This window comes from Paraburkholderia translucens (genome assembly GCF_020881035.1).
Classification (GTDB): domain Bacteria; phylum Pseudomonadota; class Gammaproteobacteria; order Burkholderiales; family Burkholderiaceae; genus Paraburkholderia; species Paraburkholderia translucens.
On the sequence record NZ_JAJITC010000003.1, the window covers coordinates 494,179 to 509,179 of the forward strand.

Sequence of the window (15,001 nt, forward strand, 5' to 3'; positions counted from 1 at the left end):
TGCATTCGGGCTTCAGCAACGTCGGGCGGAGTATCCGAAGACGATCCACCCGCTGATGCTTACTGAATCTTCGCGTTCTTGCGCAGATTCTCTTCGAACGCCTGGAGTTTTTCCTGCTGGATCTGCTGCACGATCTGCGCGCGCACCTGGTCGAGGGGCGGCGGCGTGACGGCGCGGATGTCGTCGACACGGATGATGTGCCAGCCGAATTGCGTATGCACCGGCGCATCGGTGATCTGGCCTTTCTGCAGGTGCGTCGCCGCGTCCGCGAATTCAGGCACGTAGGCCTTCGGGTCCGACCAGTCGAGGTCGCCGCCGTTCTTGCCCGATCCCGGATCCTTCGAGAACTGCTTCGCCAGATCTTCGAAGCTCGCGCCGGCCTTGATCTTCGCGATCAGGTCCTTCGCCTGCTGTTCGTTGTCGACGAGGATATGGTGCAGGTGATATTCATTGCCGGCCGTTTGCTTGATGAGCGCGTTGTAGCGCGCGGTGATCTCGGCGTCGCTCGGCTGGTTGTTCTTCACGAAGTCTTCGATGAGCGCGCGCAGCACCACGGTTTGTTGCGCGACCGCGACTTGCGCCTTGACGTCGGGGCGGTTCGGCAGACCGCGGCGCAGCGCTTCCTGCATCAGGATTTCGCGATTCACGAGCTCTTCGCGCACGGCCTGCTGCAACTGCGGCGTGTTCTGCTGGCCTTGGTGAACCAGTTGCTCGATCAATGCATCGGCGCGCGACTTCGGTATCGGCGTACCGTTCACGACGGCGATGTTCTGTGCGAATGCAGGTGCGGCCGCGAACGCAGCCAGCAATACCCAAAGGCGGGATTTCTTCAAGGTCATCGAGAGGTTCCTAGCGGGGCAACAAAGCAAATTCTTCGGGCGTATACGCCGTGATGGCAAGGGCATGAATGCCGCGCTGCATGGCATCGGCCAGCGCATCATACACCATGCGATGCCGCGCCACGCGGGGCTTGCCGGCAAACGCGGCGGCCACGATCGTGACACTGAAATGGCCGCCGGCGGAAGCGCCTGCGTGACCGGCGTGCTGCGCGCTGTCGTCGGTGATGCGGATCGACTCGACGGGCGCGAGCGCGGCCGTGAGGCGCGCCTCGATCAGCGCGGCGCGCTCGGCCGTGGTGGCGTGCATGAACAGGTCGCTCATGTCATTCTTCCTTCATGTACTTCGACAGCCACAGGCTCTGTCCGACGATGAATACGAGCAGGCAGCCGGTCGCGCCGAACAGCTTGAAATTGACCCACTGATCGGTCGTGAAGTGATACGCGACGAACAGGTTCAGGAGGCCGAGCAGCACGAAAAACACCGCCCAGATCAGGTTCAGCTTGCCCCAGATCGCGTGCGGCAGCGAGATCTGCTTGCCCATCATCGCTTCGATCAGGTTCTTGTTGAAGCCGAGCTGCGAGACGATCAGCGCGACGGAAAACGCCCAGTACAGCACGGTCGGCTTCCATTTGATGAAGGTGTCGTTGTGCAGCACGAGCGTCGCGCCGCCGAATACCACGACGACGCCGAGGCTCACCCACAACATGGGGTCGACCTTGCGGTGGCGGAACGCCACCCATGCGATCTGCACCAGCGTGGCGACGATCGCCACTGCCGTCGCCGTGAAAATGCCCCAAATCTTGAAGGCGACGAAGAACAGGATGATCGGGAACAGATCGAACAGGAATTTCATTATCTGGTCGGGAAGTCGGAGAGTGAGTCGAACGGTGAAGGGCGCCCGCCTGGCGCACAAGGTGCGCGACGGCCGCCGGCGAGCGGGACCGCTGCAAGAGAAAGGCGCCGCGCGCGGTTCGCGCCGCGGCACCGGAGGCGGGCAGGTTCGCTGCCGCGCCGCATTACTTGGGCTCGAATTGTAACGCAGCCGAATTGATGCAGTAACGCAGACCGGTCGGCGCCGGTCCGTCCTCGAACACGTGGCCGAGGTGCGCGCCGCAGTTCTTGCATTGCACCTCGATGCGCAGCATGCCATGCGAGCGGTCGGTCTTCTCGGCGATCACCTCGCCATTGATCGGCCGGAAATAGCTGGGCCAGCCGCAGCCGGCGTCGAACTTGGTGTCCGATTCGAACAGCGGCGTGCCGCAGCACACGCAGTCGTAGACGCCGCGTTCCCAGTGATCGCTATAGCGGCCCGTGAACGGGCGCTCGGTCGCCGCGTGGCGGGTTACCTGGTATTCGATGTCGGACAGCTGCTGGCGCCACTCGGCGTCGGTTTTCTGCACGGCGGGGGTGTCATGCTTGAGATCGTCGGGGTTGCTCATTGTCGGGTTCCTGTCTCGGTTTGACCCGGTGTGTGCCGGGTGTTTTCTCGCGGCGCGGTCGTGGTGATTCAGCTGCACCCACGCGTCATGACGAACAGCTCACTTCCAGCGAGCTCGCCCAGTCGGGCGGCAGGCCCGCATACGCCTCGTATTCCGGTTGCTCGTCGAATGGCCGGCGCAGCACGGCCGCGAGCCGTTGCACTTCGGAGAAGTCCTTCTCTCTCGCGCGTTGGATCGCGGTTTCCGCGAGATGGTTGCGAAGTACGAATTTGGGGTTCACGCGATTCATTGCAATGGCGCGCGCGGCGTCGTCGCGTGACTCTTTGGCGAGCCGCGCGCGGTAGTCGTTCGCCCATGCGTCGAAGGCGGCGCGATCGAGGAACAGGTCGCGCGCGGGCGCATCGCCGCTCGCGTCGTGTTTCGACAGGCGCGCGAGATTGCGGAACGTCAGCGTGAAATCTGCGCGGTTCGCGTGCATCGCTTCGAACAGCCGGTTGACGAGCGCGTCGTCGCCTTCGCGTGTCTGTTCGAGGCCGAGCTTCGCGCGCATGCGGTTTTCGAGCGCCGGCGCGAAGCGCTCCTTGAAGCCCGCGAGCACGTGCTGCGCGTCTTCGACGGCCTTCTCGGCGCGCACGCTTTCGTCGTGCCGCAGGCCAAAGAGCGGCAGCAGGCCCTGCGCGAGACAGAAGAGGTTCCAGTACGCGATCTGCGGTTGCAGCCGGTACGCATAACGGCCTTGCGTGTCCGAGTGATTGCAGATGTGGCCGGCGTCGAAGCCATCCATGAAACCGAACGGGCCGTAATCGATGGTCAGGCCGAGGATCGACATGTTGTCGGTATTCATCACGCCGTGACAGAAACCGACCGCCTGCCAGTCGACCATCAGATCCGCGGTGGAGCGCACCGCTTCGGCGAGCAGAGCCAGATAGGGATCATCGGCCTCCCTGCAATGCGGATAGAAGCGCGAGATCACGTGATCGGCCAGCGCGCGCAATGCATCGACGCGATCGTTCGCATAGAAGTGCTCGAAGTGGCCGAAGCGCACGAAGCTCGGCGCGACGCGCGTGACCACCGCGGCGGTTTCGATCGTCTCGCGCCGCACGGGCTGGTCGGAGCCGATCACGCACAGCGCGCGCGTGGTCGGAATGCCGAGATGATGCATCGCCTCCGAACACAGATATTCCCGAATCGACGAGCGCAGCACCGCGCGGCCGTCGCCCATGCGCGAATACGGCGTGCGGCCCGCGCCCTTGAGCTGCAGTTCGAAGCGCTCGCCGTCGTGTTCGAGCTCGCCGAGCACGAGCGCGCGGCCGTCGCCGAGCTGGCCGGCCCACACGCCGAACTGATGTCCGGAGTACACCGACGCATAAGGCAGCGCGTCGGCCGGCCAGTCGCGTGTCGCGTTGCCGCAGAACAGCTCGACGAAGCCCGGGTCGCGCTCGATGCCCTCAGGCAAGCCGAGCTGCGCGGCCGCGTCGGCCGAGAAACCGACGAGGTAGGGTGCATCGAGCGGCGCGGCGGGAAGGCGCGTGAAAAACGTGCCGCCGAGCCGCGCGAACGCGTTGGCCGAGGGGGTGGCGAGTGGGTTGGAAAGATCCGTCAAAGCCGCGGATAGCTCTGCAATGCTTGGGGAAAACGACATGTTGAGCGCCTCTGGATTAACCGATATTGTAAGTCCGCGCCTGCGGCGATGCTGGCCGGCCGCCTTCGTCGTTCGGACCATGCCCACGGCACCCACCCACTAGCACAAGCCGAGGAGACCCCGCCTTATGACGACGCCGCTGCTGGGCCAGATGATGAACGTGCCGCTCACCGTGTCATCGCTGCTCGCGCATGCCGCGCGGCATTTCGGCGGCACCGAGATCGTATCTCGGCGCATCGAGGGCGATCTGCATCGCTACACGTATCGCGATTGCGAGAAGCGCGCGAAACAGCTTGCGCAGGCGCTCATCGCGCTCGGCGTCGAACCGGGTGAACGGATCGGGACGCTCGCGTGGAACGGCTATCGGCATCTCGAAGCGTATTACGGCATCACCGGCTTCGGCGCCGTGTGCCACACGATCAACCCGCGGCTCTTCGCCGAGCAGATCGCCTACATCATCAATCACGCCGACGACGCGTACGTGCTGTTCGACACGACGTTCGCCGCGCTCGTCGACACGCTTGCGCCGCAGTGCCCGCGCGTGCGCGGCTGGATCGCACTGTGCGATGAGGCGCATCGGCCGCTCATGCAAACGCCCGATGGGCCGTCCCCCGTGCTGTGCTACGAGAGGCTGATGGACGCGCAGGACGGCCAGTTCGACTGGCCCGCGCTCGACGAGCGCCAGGCGTCGTACCTCTGCTACACGTCGGGCACGACCGGCAATCCGAAAGGCGCGCTGTATTCGCATCGCTCGACGGTCCTGCATGCGTTCGGCGCGGCGTTGCCCGACGCGATGAGCCTGTCCGCGCGCGACTCGGTACTGCCCGTCGTGCCAATGTTCCATGTCAACGCATGGGGCCTGCCTCATGCGAGCCCGCTCACCGGCGCGAAGCTCGTATTTCCCGGCAAGGATCTCGACGGCAAGTCATTGTACGAACTGATGGAAAGCGAGCGCGTCACGTTTTCGGCGGGTGTGCCGACCGTCTGGCTCGGTCTGCTGAGCTACCTGCGTGAGACGCGCGCGAAGTTTTCTTCGCTCGAACGCACGGTGATCGGCGGCTCCGCGTGTCCGCCCGCGATGCTGCGCATCCTGGAGGACGACTACGGCGTGCAGGTGATCCACGCATGGGGCATGACGGAGATGTCGCCGCTCGGCACCTTGTCGAAACTGACCTGGGAGCAGAGCCAGCGACCCATCGAGGAGCAGCGCAAGCTGCTCGAAAAGCAGGGCCACGCGATCTATGGCGTCGACATGAAGATCGTCGGCGAGGATGGCCGCGAGCTTCCCTGGGATGGCGTCGCGTTCGGCGACCTGCACGTGCGCGGACCGTGGGTGATCGACCGGTACTTCTGCGCGGACGAGTCGCCGCTCGTCGACGGCTGGTTCCCGACCGGCGACGTCGCCACGATCGACCCCGACAGCTTCCTGCACATCACCGACCGCTCGAAGGACGTGATCAAGTCGGGCGGCGAATGGATCAGCTCGATCGAGGTCGAGAACGTCGCGATCGCGCATCCGGCGGTCGCGGAGGCCGCTTGCATCGCGTGCGCGCATCCGAAGTGGACCGAGCGGCCGCTGCTCGTCGTCGTCAAACGCGCGGGGCACGAACTTACGCGCGACGAACTGCTTGCGTTTTACGAGGGCAAGGTCGCGAAGTGGTGGATTCCCGACGACGTCGTGTTCGTCGAGGGGCTGCCGCACACGGCGACCGGCAAGCTGCAGAAGCTGAAGCTGCGCGATATGTTCCGCGATCACGTGCTGCCATCCGCGCTTGCAGATAGCCGCAACTGTCCGCTGACACCTTAGGGGAAACCCGTTCGCCAACAAATTGAACGATCGTGCTTTTTTAGTGTATTCTGCCTGCTGATTCCGCAGCCGTCGCTTGAAAAAGCCTGACGATGAGCAGGCTCGACGGACCGGAGAGACGGCGCATCAGGCGCCGCCGCAATGCATGGATCGCACGGAGGCACTCAGATGGCAGTGGACTATACAACTCGTGACGGCGTCGCCGTCCTCACGCTGAACAATCCTCCCGTCAACGGGCTTGGGCTCTCGACGCGAGCCGGTATCGTCGAAGGGATCGAGCGCGCGCAGAATGACCCCGCCGTCAAGGCGATCGTGCTGACGGGCGCGGGCAAAGCCTTTTCGGGCGGCGCCGACATCACCGAATTCAATACGCCGAAGGCGACCCAGGAGCCGACGCTCCCGACGGTCATCGAGGCCGTCGAAGGCAGCGCCAAGCCGGTCGTCGCGGCGATTCACAGCGTCGCGATGGGCGGCGGCCTCGAACTTGCCCTCGGCGCGCATTACCGGGTGGCCGCGGCCGGCGCGCAGATCGCGCTGCCCGAGGTGAAGCTCGGCATCCTGCCGGGCGCGGGCGGCACGCAGCGTCTGCCGCGCGCAATCGGTCTCGAAGCGTCGCTGAACATGATCGTGTCCGGCGCGCCAGTGCTTTCCGAGAAGCTCGCCGATTCGGGACTGTTCGACGAGGTCGTCGCGAATCCCGCCGAATTGGCCGATACCGCGCTCGCGTTTGCGCGCAAGGTCGGCGCGCAGGCCGGAGCGCATCCGAAGGTGCGCGATCGCAAGATCGAGCATCCGAACGCGGCCGGATTTATCCAGTTCGCGCGCAATACCGTCGTGGCGATCGCGAAGCATTTCCCGGCGCCGCATAAATGCATCGACGCGATCGAAGCCGGTGTGAATGACGGCTTCGACAAGGGCCTCGCATTCGAGCGCGAATGCTTTACCGCGCTCGTGCAAACGCCTGAGAGCCGCGCGCTGCGTCACGCGTTTTTCGGCGAGCGCGCGGCGAGCAAGATTCCCGATGTGCCGTCCGATACACCGGTGCGCGACATCACTCAGGTGGCCGTGATCGGCGCGGGCACGATGGGTGGCGGCATCGCGATGAACTTCATCAACGCGGGTATTCCGGTCACGCTGCTGGAAACGAAGCAGGAAGCGCTCGAGCGCGGTCTCGCGACGATCCGCAAGAACTACGAGGCATCGGTCAAGAAGGGCAAGCTGAAGCCCGAGGTGATGGAGCAGCGCCTCGCGTTGCTGAGCCCAACGCTCTCCTACGACGAACTGAAGCAGGCCGACCTGATCGTCGAAGCCGTGTTCGAGGAACTGGGCGTGAAGGAGCAGGTATTCCGCCGGCTCGACGAAGTCGCGAAGCCCGGTGCGATTCTCGCGTCGAATACGTCGACACTCGACGTCGACAGGATCGCCGCGTTCACGAAGCGTCCGCAGGACGTGGTCGGCATGCACTTCTTCAGCCCGGCCAACGTGATGAAGCTGCTCGAAGTCGTGCGCGGTAAGGAGACCGCGAAAGACGTGCTCGCCACCGTGATGAAGCTTGCGAAGAAGATCAAGAAGACCGCCGTGGTGTCGGGCGTGTGCGACGGCTTTATCGGCAATCGCATGATCGAGCAATACATTCGCCAGGCGCTCTTCATGCTCGAAGAGGGCGCGCTGCCCGCGCAGGTCGATCGCGCCATCGAGAAGTTCGGCTTCGCGATGGGCCCGTTCCGCATGAGCGACCTCGCCGGCAACGATATCGGCTGGGCGATCCGCAAGCGTCGCTATCTGGAACACCCGGAGATGCACTACTCGAAGATCGCCGACCGTCTGTGCGAGATGGGCCGCTTCGGCCAGAAGACCGGCGGCGGCTGGTACGACTACAAGGCGGGCGATCGCACCGCGTATCCGTCGAGCGTGGTCAACGACATGATCGGCGAGTACTCGAAGGAGACCAACGCCCAGCGCCGCAAGATCAGCGATGAAGAAATCGTCGAGCGTCTCGTGTTCGCGCTCGTCAACGAAGGCGCGAAGATTCTCGAGGAAGGCATCGCGTCGAAGGCGTCGGACATCGACATGGTCTATCTGACCGGCTACGGCTTCCCGCTCCATCGCGGCGGCCCGATGTTGTACGCCGACACGGTCGGGCTCTACAACGTCGAGCGCGCGATTCGCCGCTATGCGGCGCGGCCGAACGGAGACGCGTGGCAGCTCGCGCCCAGCATCGCGAAGCTGGCCGCCGAAGGGCGCGGCTTCAACGACCGAGCCTAACGCACGGATCGAGCGATGCGGATGTTCGCTCGTATCGCTCGCATGAAACGACATAGGCGGCGCGGTGACGCGCTTTTGACCGCACGGCAGTGAGCCGGCGCGCCGCTTTCGACATCGCAATTGGAGACACGCATGACTGATGCCGTAATCGTATCCACCGCCCGCACGGGTCTTGCCAAATCGTGGCGCGGCGGTTTCAACATGACGCACGGCGCGACGCTCGGCGGCCACGTGACGCAGGCCGCGGTCGAGCGCGCGAAGCTCGACCCGGCGCGCGTCGAGGACGTGATCATGGGTTGCGCGAACCCCGAAGGCGCGACCGGCGGCAATATCGCGCGGCAGATCGCGTTGCGCGCGGGCCTGCCGGTCAGCGTGCCGGGTATGACCGTGAACCGATTCTGTTCATCGGGCTTGCAGACGATCGCACTCGCGGCGCAACGCGTCATTGCCGGCGAGGGCGACGTGTTCGTCGCGGGTGGCGTCGAATCGATCTCGTGCGTGCAGAACGAGATGAACCGCCACATGATGACCGAAGGCTGGCTCACCGAGCATAAGCCGGAGATCTACTGGTCGATGCTGCAGACCGCGGAGAACGTCGCTAAGCGCTACTCGATCCCGAAGGAACGTCAGGACGAGTACGGCGTGCGCTCGCAGCAGCGCGCGGCGGCCGCGCTCGCGGCCGGCAAGTTCACGGACGAGATCGTGCCGCTGACGGTGCTCGCCGGCGTCGCGGACAAGGCGAGCGGCCGTCTCTACACGAAGGAGGTGACCGTCAGCGGCGACGAAGGCATTCGCGCCGATACGACGCTCGAAGGTGTGTCGAAGATTCGCACCGCGCTGCCAGGCGGCGTGATTACGGCAGGCAATGCGAGCCAGTTTTCGGACGGTGCATCGGCTTGTGTCGTGATGAACGCGACGTTGGCCGAACGCGAAGGACTGCAGCCGCTCGGCATTTTCCGCGGCTTCGCGGTGGCCGGCTGCGAGCCCGACGAAATGGGTATCGGCCCGGTGTTCGCGGTGCCGAAGCTGCTGAAGAAAGCCGGCCTGAAGGTCGACGACATCGATCTATGGGAACTGAATGAAGCCTTCGCGGTGCAGGTGCTGTATTGCGCGGACAAGCTCGGCATTTCGCACGACCGCCTGAACGTGAACGGCGGCGCGATCGCGGTCGGCCATCCGTATGGCGTTTCGGGCGCGCGGCTGACGGGGCATGCGCTCATCGAAGGCAAGCGGCGCGGCGCGAGGTTCGTCGTCGTGACGATGTGCATCGGCGGCGGGCAGGGCGCGGCGGGTTTGTTCGAGGTGGTTTGAGCGGACGTGGGCCGGCGTCACTGCCAACCCGCGTCCGACGACGGCAGGCTCAGCGTCCCATGATGGGTGAATCGCGTGGTGCCGGTCAGGCCGCCCGCGAGCTTGCCGCGCAGAACGTACGGAACCTCTCCCGACTGCGCGGCGCCGGCTAACGCGAAGGCCTGACGAACCGCGGCGAAAGCCGGCACGGTCAGCGGCACGGTGACGACGGTTTCGCCGAAGCGCGGCACGGTGCCGCTCTGGTCGCTGACGCCGCTCGCGAACGGCTTGCCGTTCAGTTCGAGATCGAGCGACACGCCGTTGAAGCTGATCGCGGTGTCGTTGGGATTCTGCACGCGCAGCTTGACGTTGAAGCGCATCTCCATGCCCTGGCCCGCGATCGGCTCGATGCCTGCCACGTTGACGCGCAATGGGTCGGCGCCGAACAGGCCCGCGCAGCCGCCGAGTGTCAGCATGACGACGACGGCGGCGAATGAGCGCCACACATGGGAGAGCTGGCCCGGCAGCAGCGCGCGAAAGAATGACATGACCTGCACCTCGAGCGAAGCGGTTGATCATGCATTGTAACGGGCCAGGTGGCGCGCGCAGGCAGTAGCGCGAGCGAATGGCCGCGGCGGTGGCGGCATCGTTTCCCGACGGCACGCGATTCACGCCGCCGCGCGGCGGGATGTTTTTCTGGATCGAATTGCCGCCTGAAGTATCGTCGTCGGCTTTGTTCGATGCCGCCTTGGAGGACGGTATTCGCATCATGCCGGGCACGGTGTTTTCGAACACGAGGCGTTTCGATCACTTCATCCGGCTCAGTTGTCCGAGCGCGGATCTGGATAGGACCGAGGAAGCAGTGCGCAGAGTGGGGCGCCTGGCGGCACGGATGGCGGCCCATGCGCCAACGCGATAGCAGGTATCATTTCTTGCTGCGAGCAGGCACCGGGTTCACGAAACGGTGTGATGCGCAAGCTCGCCGAACCCGCCGAAGGCTCCCCACTCTCCGTCGGCTATGAAATCTGATACCCAGGCAATGACCGATCCATCCACCTCATCCAGAACGGGCCATGCATCATTGCTCGAAAGCCCGTTCATCGACCGTCTCGGCGCACAGTTGTTGTCGGCCGCCGACGGCGTCAGCGAACTCGTGCTGCCGTTGCAGCCCGATCATATGAACACGTGGGACGTCGCGCACGGCGGCGTCACGATGACCCTCGCCGACGTCGCGCTCGCGACGGCCGCGCGCAGTCTCGCCGGCAATGGCGTCGGCGTCGTCACCGTCGAGATGAAGGTGAACTTCATGCAGCCGGGCCGCGGCGAGTTGCGCGCGACCGGCCGCGTGCTGCATCGCTCGACGACGATGGCCTATTGCGAAGGCGAGATTCGCGACAGCGCCGGCCACTTCGTCGCGAAAGCGCTTGGCACGTTCAAGTACATGCGCCGCCTCGCGGTGGGTCGCGACATCAAGGAACAGCGTTTGCGCAGCGATCCGTCGGCGAAGCCCGGTCCGAGCGACTGAGCATCAAGCGCATTCGACTATTCAACGACTATCCTGCATCCACCGGATCCAGGCAAGCCTATCGACCCAAGGAGACGACCTCATGGCCCAGATCAACCGCCAGGTGCTGCTGGTTTCGCGCCCGCAAGGCGAAGCCACGCCAGATAACTTCAAGCTCGTCGAAGCGCCGCTCGCGCCGCTCGCCGACGGCGAAGTGCGGGTGCGCAACCATTACCTGTCGCTCGATCCGTATATGCGCGGACGCATGAACGACAGCAAGTCGTACGCGGCGCCGCAGCCGTTGAACGAAGTGATGATCGGCGGCACGGTCGGCGAGGTCGTCGAGACGAGGAATCCGAAGTTTACGGTCGGCGACAAGGTCGTCGCGATGTTCGGCTGGCAGGAGTACGGCACGTCGAACGGCGCGGGCATGCAGAAGGTCGACGACACGCACGTGCCGCTGTCGGCGTATCTCGGCCCGGTCGGCATGCCGGGGGTCACCGCGTGGTACGGGCTGAACCGTATCATTGCGCCGAAAGCGGGCGAGACGGTGGTCGTCAGCGCGGCGAGCGGGGCGGTGGGCAGCGTGGTCGGACAGCTCGCGAAGGCGGCGGGGGCGCGCGCGGTCGGCATCGCGGGCGGCGCGGACAAGTGCCGCTACGTGGTCGAGACGCTCGGCTTCGACGCCTGCGTCGACTACAAGGCCGGCAACCTGTACAAGGACCTGAAGGCCGTCACGCCCGACGGTGTCGACGGCTACTTCGAGAACGTCGGCGGCGAGGTGCTCGACGCGACGCTCGCGCGCATGAACGCGTTCGGGCGCATCGCGTTGTGCGGCTTCATCGCGGGCTATGACGGCCAGCCGCTGCCGCTCAAGCATCCGTCGCTGATGCTCACGCAGCGGCTGCTCGTGCAAGGCTTTATCGTCAGCGAACATATGGACGTGTGGCCCGAGGCGCTCAAGCAGCTCGGTACGCTCGTCGCGCAGAAAAAGCTGCAGTATCGCGAGACCATCGCACAAGGGCTCGAAGCCGCGCCCGATGCATTCATCGGTTTGCTGAAGGGCCGCAACTTCGGCAAGCAACTGGTCAAGCTGATCTGAGCATGACATTACTGCAAGCCGCCACTCGATCAGGAAGTCACAGGATGTTTGAATTCGCAGGCAAGGTAGCCGTGATCACCGGCGCGGGCAGCGGCTTCGGCCGCGCGTTCGCGCACAAAGGCGCGGCGCTCGGCATGAAGCTCGTGCTCGCCGACGTCAACGCCGGTGAGCTCGCGCAGACCGTCGACTCATTGCGCGAAGCCGGCGCCGACGCGATCGGCGTGCCGACCGACGTGTCGGACGCCGCGCAGGTCGAAGCGCTCGCGCAAGCCGCGCTCGCCGAGTTCGGCAAGGTGCACGTGCTCTTCAACAATGCGGGCGTCGGTACCGGCGGCTTCCTGTGGGAAAGCTCGGCGAACGACTGGTCGTGGGTGTTCGGCGTCAACGTGATGGGCGTCGCGCACGGCGTGCGCGTGTTCGCGCCGATCATGCTCGCGCAGAACGAACCCGCGCATATCGTCAACACGGCGTCGGTGGCAGGGTTGCTGGCGCCGCCGGCGATGGGCGTCTACAACGCATCGAAGCATGCCGTGGTGGCGCTGACCGAGACGCTTTATCACGACCTGAAGCTGGCGCAGGCTGGCACGGGGGGCGAGGTTGGCTGTTCGCTGCTGTGTCCCGCCTTCGTGCCGACCGGCATCGCGGATGCCGAGCGCGCGCGTCCCGGCGGCTTGCGCAATGCGAGCCGGCCGACGCGCTCGCAGATCGCCGCCGGCAAGCAGTTGCAGCGCGCGGTGCAGTCGGGCAAGCTCACCGCCGCGGATGTCGCCGACATCGCGTTCGAGGCGATCGCCGCCCGGCGTTTCTATATCATCACGCATCCGGGCATCATGGCGACCGTGAAGCTGCGCCACGAGGATATCGAACAGTTGCGCGAGCCGTCCGATCCGATGTCGCTGAAGCCCGAGGTGAAGAACCCGCAGTAGCGCATCGGCGCGATAGCCGGTGCGCCGGATCCTGCTCACTGTTGGCGCTGCCGCGCCGCCCGATGCGTGACGCGCATCACTTTGCCCGACCCATGCCTCTGAATCCCACGATCGAGCAGGTGCTCGACATGATCGCGCGGGCCAAACGCCCGCAATATCACCACATGAGCGCGCAAGCGGCTCGTGCGTCGTACGAGAAAAGCGCACCGATCCTGGAGATCGCGAGCGCGCCGATGTTCTCCGTCGAAGACCTGCGCGTGCCGACGCGCGACGGCGCGACGATCCGCGCGCGCCTCTACTTTCCGGTCGAGCCGAACTGGACCGAGCCGATGCCCGCGTTCGTGTATTACCACGGCGGCGGCTTCACGGTCGGCAGCGTCGACACGCACGATGCGCTGTGCCGGATGTTCGCGCGCGACGGGCAGTGCGCGGTGCTGTCGGTCGATTACCGGCTCGCGCCCGAGCACAAGTTCCCGACCGCGGTCGACGATGCCTTCGACGCGCTGAGCTGGCTGCACGAACATGCGTCCGAATTCGGCATCGACGGCGCGCGGCTCGCGGTGGGCGGCGATAGCGCGGGCGGCACGCTCGCGACGGTCTGCGCGGTGCTCGCGCGCGACGCAGGCGTCGCGCTCGCACTGCAATTGCTGATCTATCCTGGTACGACCGGCCATCAGCAGACCGACTCGCATTCGCGCCTCGCCGACGGCTTCCTGCTGTCGGGCGACACGATCCAGTGGTTTTTCGAGCAATACATCCGCGACAGCGGCGATCGCGACGATTGGCGTTTCGCGCCGCTCGACGGCGAGCGCGGCGCGCCCGATTTTCGTGACCTTGCGCCCGCGTGGATCGCCACCGCCGAATACGATCCGCTGAGCGACGAGGGCGATGCGTACGCCGCGAAGCTGCGCGCGCTCGGCAACCCCGTCACGCTCAAACGCTACGCGGGCATGATCCATGAATTCTTCAAGATGGGCGGCTACGTGCCCGAAGTCGCGCACGCGCATGCGGATGCCGCGGCGGCGTTGCGCGCGGCATTCGGCATCGGCTGAGGGCGCTGCTCGCGAGGCCGTGAGCGGCTGGCCGCTCACCGGACGATCACGCCACGCTCATCCGGTCGCGCTCGACATTGAACGCGAAGCTGCGTTCGAAATCGCCAGGCCGGACGATCCGGTGCGAGCCGTTGTCGTCGCTGCGCTCGGCGACCGCGACGCCGAGCACCTCGCCATACGCGGCGACGCGCAAAGCGGTGGTGCTGCGCGTGCCGTAATCCGGCGATTCGATGAACGCCGCCGACAGCACGCGTTCGCGCTCCAGCGAAATGCCGGTCGACGGCAATTCGTCGTCGCGCGCGAGCCGCGGATCGCGCATCAGATCGATCAGCCGTTCGAGCGGCGGCATCGCATCGCGCGCGAGCAAGGTGCGGAGCTCCCCACGCTTTCTGACGAGCTTCGGCCACGCGGTATCGAGCACTGCGTTCGAGATCCCGTGCGTGCCCGGCGCGATCAGCGCGGGGCCGCTGCTGGCGTTGACGCCGCCGCGATTGCAGTACCACGCGAGTTCGCGGCGCGTCCAGTCGCCGACCAGCAGATTGAAGCCGTTGTAGATCTCGCCGGTTCGCGCGACATGTTGCAGGTACGCGAGCGGGGTCTCGTGCGGATTGCCGTCGGCGTCGCGCGCGGCGCTGGTCAGCCAGTCGCTGACGAGCGTGCCGCGGGTCGGCGCATCGGCGCGCATTTCGCCGGGTGCGCGGTAGTTGGTCAGCGCGGCGAAGCGGCCGTCGCGCGACAGCCCGAGCCACGTGCCGCCGCCCATGAGGTCGCGGCCCGCCAGCACGTCCGGCGCATCGCGCCACCAGCCGATCGGCTCGGCCGTGCGGCGGAAGAACTCGTCGCGATTCGCGGCGAGCGTGAACAGCGGACCGTCGAGCGCGTCGGGTCGCCAGTCGAATACGATCAGGCACATCGGGGAGCGTCTCCCGCTCGGAGCGTGGGGCTGCCGCTTCATGCGGCAAAAAATCGGACGAGAATAAAGCAGCCAATAAAGAAACGGCGCCCGATTGCCAAGCCCATCGCTTAATCTGTTGATAAGCGTGTTTTGATTCTGCAAAATAGCCCCTGTTAGTCAATGACTTACAGGGGCTTCTTCATGTCGGGTCTTCCTGACGCACCTGAAATGTCGGGTGC

14 protein-coding genes and 1 pseudogene are annotated in these 15,001 nt (G+C 65.5%); 8 read left to right on the forward strand and 7 right to left on the reverse strand.

What is annotated here, in order from left to right; translation table 11 throughout:
- Window positions 1–59: 59 nt before the first annotated feature.
- The 5 genes from LJ655_RS07815 to LJ655_RS07835 all read right to left on the reverse strand — a co-directional run bounded on the left by LJ655_RS07815 (window position 60) and on the right by LJ655_RS07835 (window position 3,921).
- Window positions 60–839 (reverse strand): peptidylprolyl isomerase, encoded by a 780-nt coding sequence (locus LJ655_RS07815; RefSeq protein WP_230560662.1) that lies wholly within the window; start codon window positions 837–839, stop codon window positions 60–62.
- Window positions 840–849: 10 nt separating this feature from the next.
- Complete coding sequence (locus LJ655_RS07820; protein ID WP_230560663.1) at window positions 850–1,161, reverse strand: BolA family protein; 312 nt, start codon at window positions 1,159–1,161, stop codon at window positions 850–852.
- 1 nt (window position 1,162) lies between these two features.
- Window positions 1,163–1,693, reverse strand: a complete 531-nt coding sequence (locus LJ655_RS07825) for a septation protein A (protein ID WP_230560664.1) — start codon at window positions 1,691–1,693, stop codon at window positions 1,163–1,165.
- A 163-nt stretch (window positions 1,694–1,856) separates the two neighbouring features.
- Window positions 1,857–2,279: a peptide-methionine (R)-S-oxide reductase MsrB gene (msrB, locus tag LJ655_RS07830; RefSeq protein WP_230560665.1), complete on the reverse strand. Its 423-nt coding sequence runs from the start codon at window positions 2,277–2,279 to the stop codon at window positions 1,857–1,859.
- Window positions 2,280–2,364: 85 nt separating this feature from the next.
- On the reverse strand, window positions 2,365–3,921 hold the full coding sequence (locus tag LJ655_RS07835; RefSeq protein ID WP_230560666.1) for a protein adenylyltransferase SelO: 1,557 nt from the start codon (window positions 3,919–3,921) through the stop codon (window positions 2,365–2,367).
- 127 nt (window positions 3,922–4,048) lie between these two features.
- On the opposite strand from LJ655_RS07835, the gene LJ655_RS07840 reads away from it, so the two are divergent.
- From LJ655_RS07840 to LJ655_RS07850, 3 genes are all read left to right on the forward strand, one after another.
- Entirely contained in the window at window positions 4,049–5,728 is a 1,680-nt protein-coding gene (locus LJ655_RS07840) for a 3-(methylthio)propionyl-CoA ligase (protein WP_230560667.1), read from the forward strand.
- 168 nt (window positions 5,729–5,896) lie between these two features.
- Window positions 5,897–7,993, forward strand: a complete 2,097-nt coding sequence (locus LJ655_RS07845; RefSeq protein WP_230560668.1) for a 3-hydroxyacyl-CoA dehydrogenase NAD-binding domain-containing protein — start codon at window positions 5,897–5,899, stop codon at window positions 7,991–7,993.
- Window positions 7,994–8,125: 132 nt separating this feature from the next.
- Window positions 8,126–9,304 carry an acetyl-CoA C-acyltransferase gene (locus LJ655_RS07850; protein WP_230560669.1) on the forward strand — a complete coding sequence of 393 codons (1,179 nt, stop codon included), beginning with the start codon at window positions 8,126–8,128 and terminating at the stop codon, window positions 9,302–9,304.
- Between the two features lie 17 nt (window positions 9,305–9,321).
- Here the strand turns inward: LJ655_RS07850 and LJ655_RS07855 are convergent, their stop codons facing one another.
- Window positions 9,322–9,831 (reverse strand): LEA/WHy family protein, encoded by a 510-nt coding sequence (locus LJ655_RS07855; protein WP_230560670.1) that lies wholly within the window; start codon window positions 9,829–9,831, stop codon window positions 9,322–9,324.
- Window positions 9,832–9,899: 68 nt separating this feature from the next.
- On the opposite strand from LJ655_RS07855, the pseudogene LJ655_RS07860 reads away from it, so the two are divergent.
- From LJ655_RS07860 to LJ655_RS07880, 5 genes and pseudogenes are all read left to right on the forward strand, one after another.
- Window positions 9,900–10,202: pseudogene (locus tag LJ655_RS07860) on the forward strand (aminotransferase class I/II-fold pyridoxal phosphate-dependent enzyme); the annotation flags it as partial.
- A gap of 120 nt (window positions 10,203–10,322) precedes the next feature.
- A complete protein-coding gene (locus tag LJ655_RS07865) occupies window positions 10,323–10,808 on the forward strand; it encodes a PaaI family thioesterase (RefSeq protein WP_230560671.1) in 486 nt (161 codons plus the stop codon).
- Window positions 10,809–10,890: 82 nt separating this feature from the next.
- Window positions 10,891–11,889 carry an NADP-dependent oxidoreductase gene (locus LJ655_RS07870; RefSeq protein WP_230560672.1) on the forward strand — a complete coding sequence of 333 codons (999 nt, stop codon included), beginning with the start codon at window positions 10,891–10,893 and terminating at the stop codon, window positions 11,887–11,889.
- 44 nt (window positions 11,890–11,933) lie between these two features.
- On the forward strand, window positions 11,934–12,815 hold the full coding sequence (locus LJ655_RS07875; RefSeq protein WP_230560673.1) for an SDR family oxidoreductase: 882 nt from the start codon (window positions 11,934–11,936) through the stop codon (window positions 12,813–12,815).
- Window positions 12,816–12,907: 92 nt separating this feature from the next.
- Entirely contained in the window at window positions 12,908–13,867 is a 960-nt protein-coding gene (locus tag LJ655_RS07880) for an alpha/beta hydrolase (protein WP_230560674.1), read from the forward strand.
- Window positions 13,868–13,913: 46 nt separating this feature from the next.
- Here LJ655_RS07880 and LJ655_RS07885 read toward each other — a convergent pair whose 3' ends face one another.
- On the reverse strand, window positions 13,914–14,780 hold the full coding sequence (locus LJ655_RS07885) for an NRDE family protein (RefSeq protein WP_230560675.1): 867 nt from the start codon (window positions 14,778–14,780) through the stop codon (window positions 13,914–13,916).
- Between the last annotated feature and the right edge of the window lie 221 nt (window positions 14,781–15,001).

What these genes read in the sequence shown, in the direction of transcription:
- LJ655_RS07815 (WP_230560662.1), bottom strand. Translation starts at nt 839, where the DNA reads ATGACCTTGAAGAAATCCCGCCTTTGGGTATTGCTGGCTGCGTTCGCG.
- LJ655_RS07820 (WP_230560663.1), bottom strand. Translation starts at nt 1,161, where the DNA reads ATGAGCGACCTGTTCATGCACGCCACCACGGCCGAGCGCGCCGCGCTG.
- LJ655_RS07825 (WP_230560664.1), bottom strand. Translation starts at nt 1,693, where the DNA reads ATGAAATTCCTGTTCGATCTGTTCCCGATCATCCTGTTCTTCGTCGCC.
- msrB (WP_230560665.1), bottom strand. Translation starts at nt 2,279, where the DNA reads ATGAGCAACCCCGACGATCTCAAGCATGACACCCCCGCCGTGCAGAAA.
- LJ655_RS07835 (WP_230560666.1), bottom strand. Translation starts at nt 3,921, where the DNA reads ATGTCGTTTTCCCCAAGCATTGCAGAGCTATCCGCGGCTTTGACGGAT.
- LJ655_RS07840 (WP_230560667.1), top strand. Translation starts at nt 4,049, where the DNA reads ATGACGACGCCGCTGCTGGGCCAGATGATGAACGTGCCGCTCACCGTG.
- LJ655_RS07845 (WP_230560668.1), top strand. Translation starts at nt 5,897, where the DNA reads ATGGCAGTGGACTATACAACTCGTGACGGCGTCGCCGTCCTCACGCTG.
- LJ655_RS07850 (WP_230560669.1), top strand. Translation starts at nt 8,126, where the DNA reads ATGACTGATGCCGTAATCGTATCCACCGCCCGCACGGGTCTTGCCAAA.
- LJ655_RS07855 (WP_230560670.1), bottom strand. Translation starts at nt 9,831, where the DNA reads ATGTCATTCTTTCGCGCGCTGCTGCCGGGCCAGCTCTCCCATGTGTGG.
- LJ655_RS07865 (WP_230560671.1), top strand. Translation starts at nt 10,323, where the DNA reads ATGACCGATCCATCCACCTCATCCAGAACGGGCCATGCATCATTGCTC.
- LJ655_RS07870 (WP_230560672.1), top strand. Translation starts at nt 10,891, where the DNA reads ATGGCCCAGATCAACCGCCAGGTGCTGCTGGTTTCGCGCCCGCAAGGC.
- LJ655_RS07875 (WP_230560673.1), top strand. Translation starts at nt 11,934, where the DNA reads ATGTTTGAATTCGCAGGCAAGGTAGCCGTGATCACCGGCGCGGGCAGC.
- LJ655_RS07880 (WP_230560674.1), top strand. Translation starts at nt 12,908, where the DNA reads ATGCCTCTGAATCCCACGATCGAGCAGGTGCTCGACATGATCGCGCGG.
- LJ655_RS07885 (WP_230560675.1), bottom strand. Translation starts at nt 14,780, where the DNA reads ATGTGCCTGATCGTATTCGACTGGCGACCCGACGCGCTCGACGGTCCG.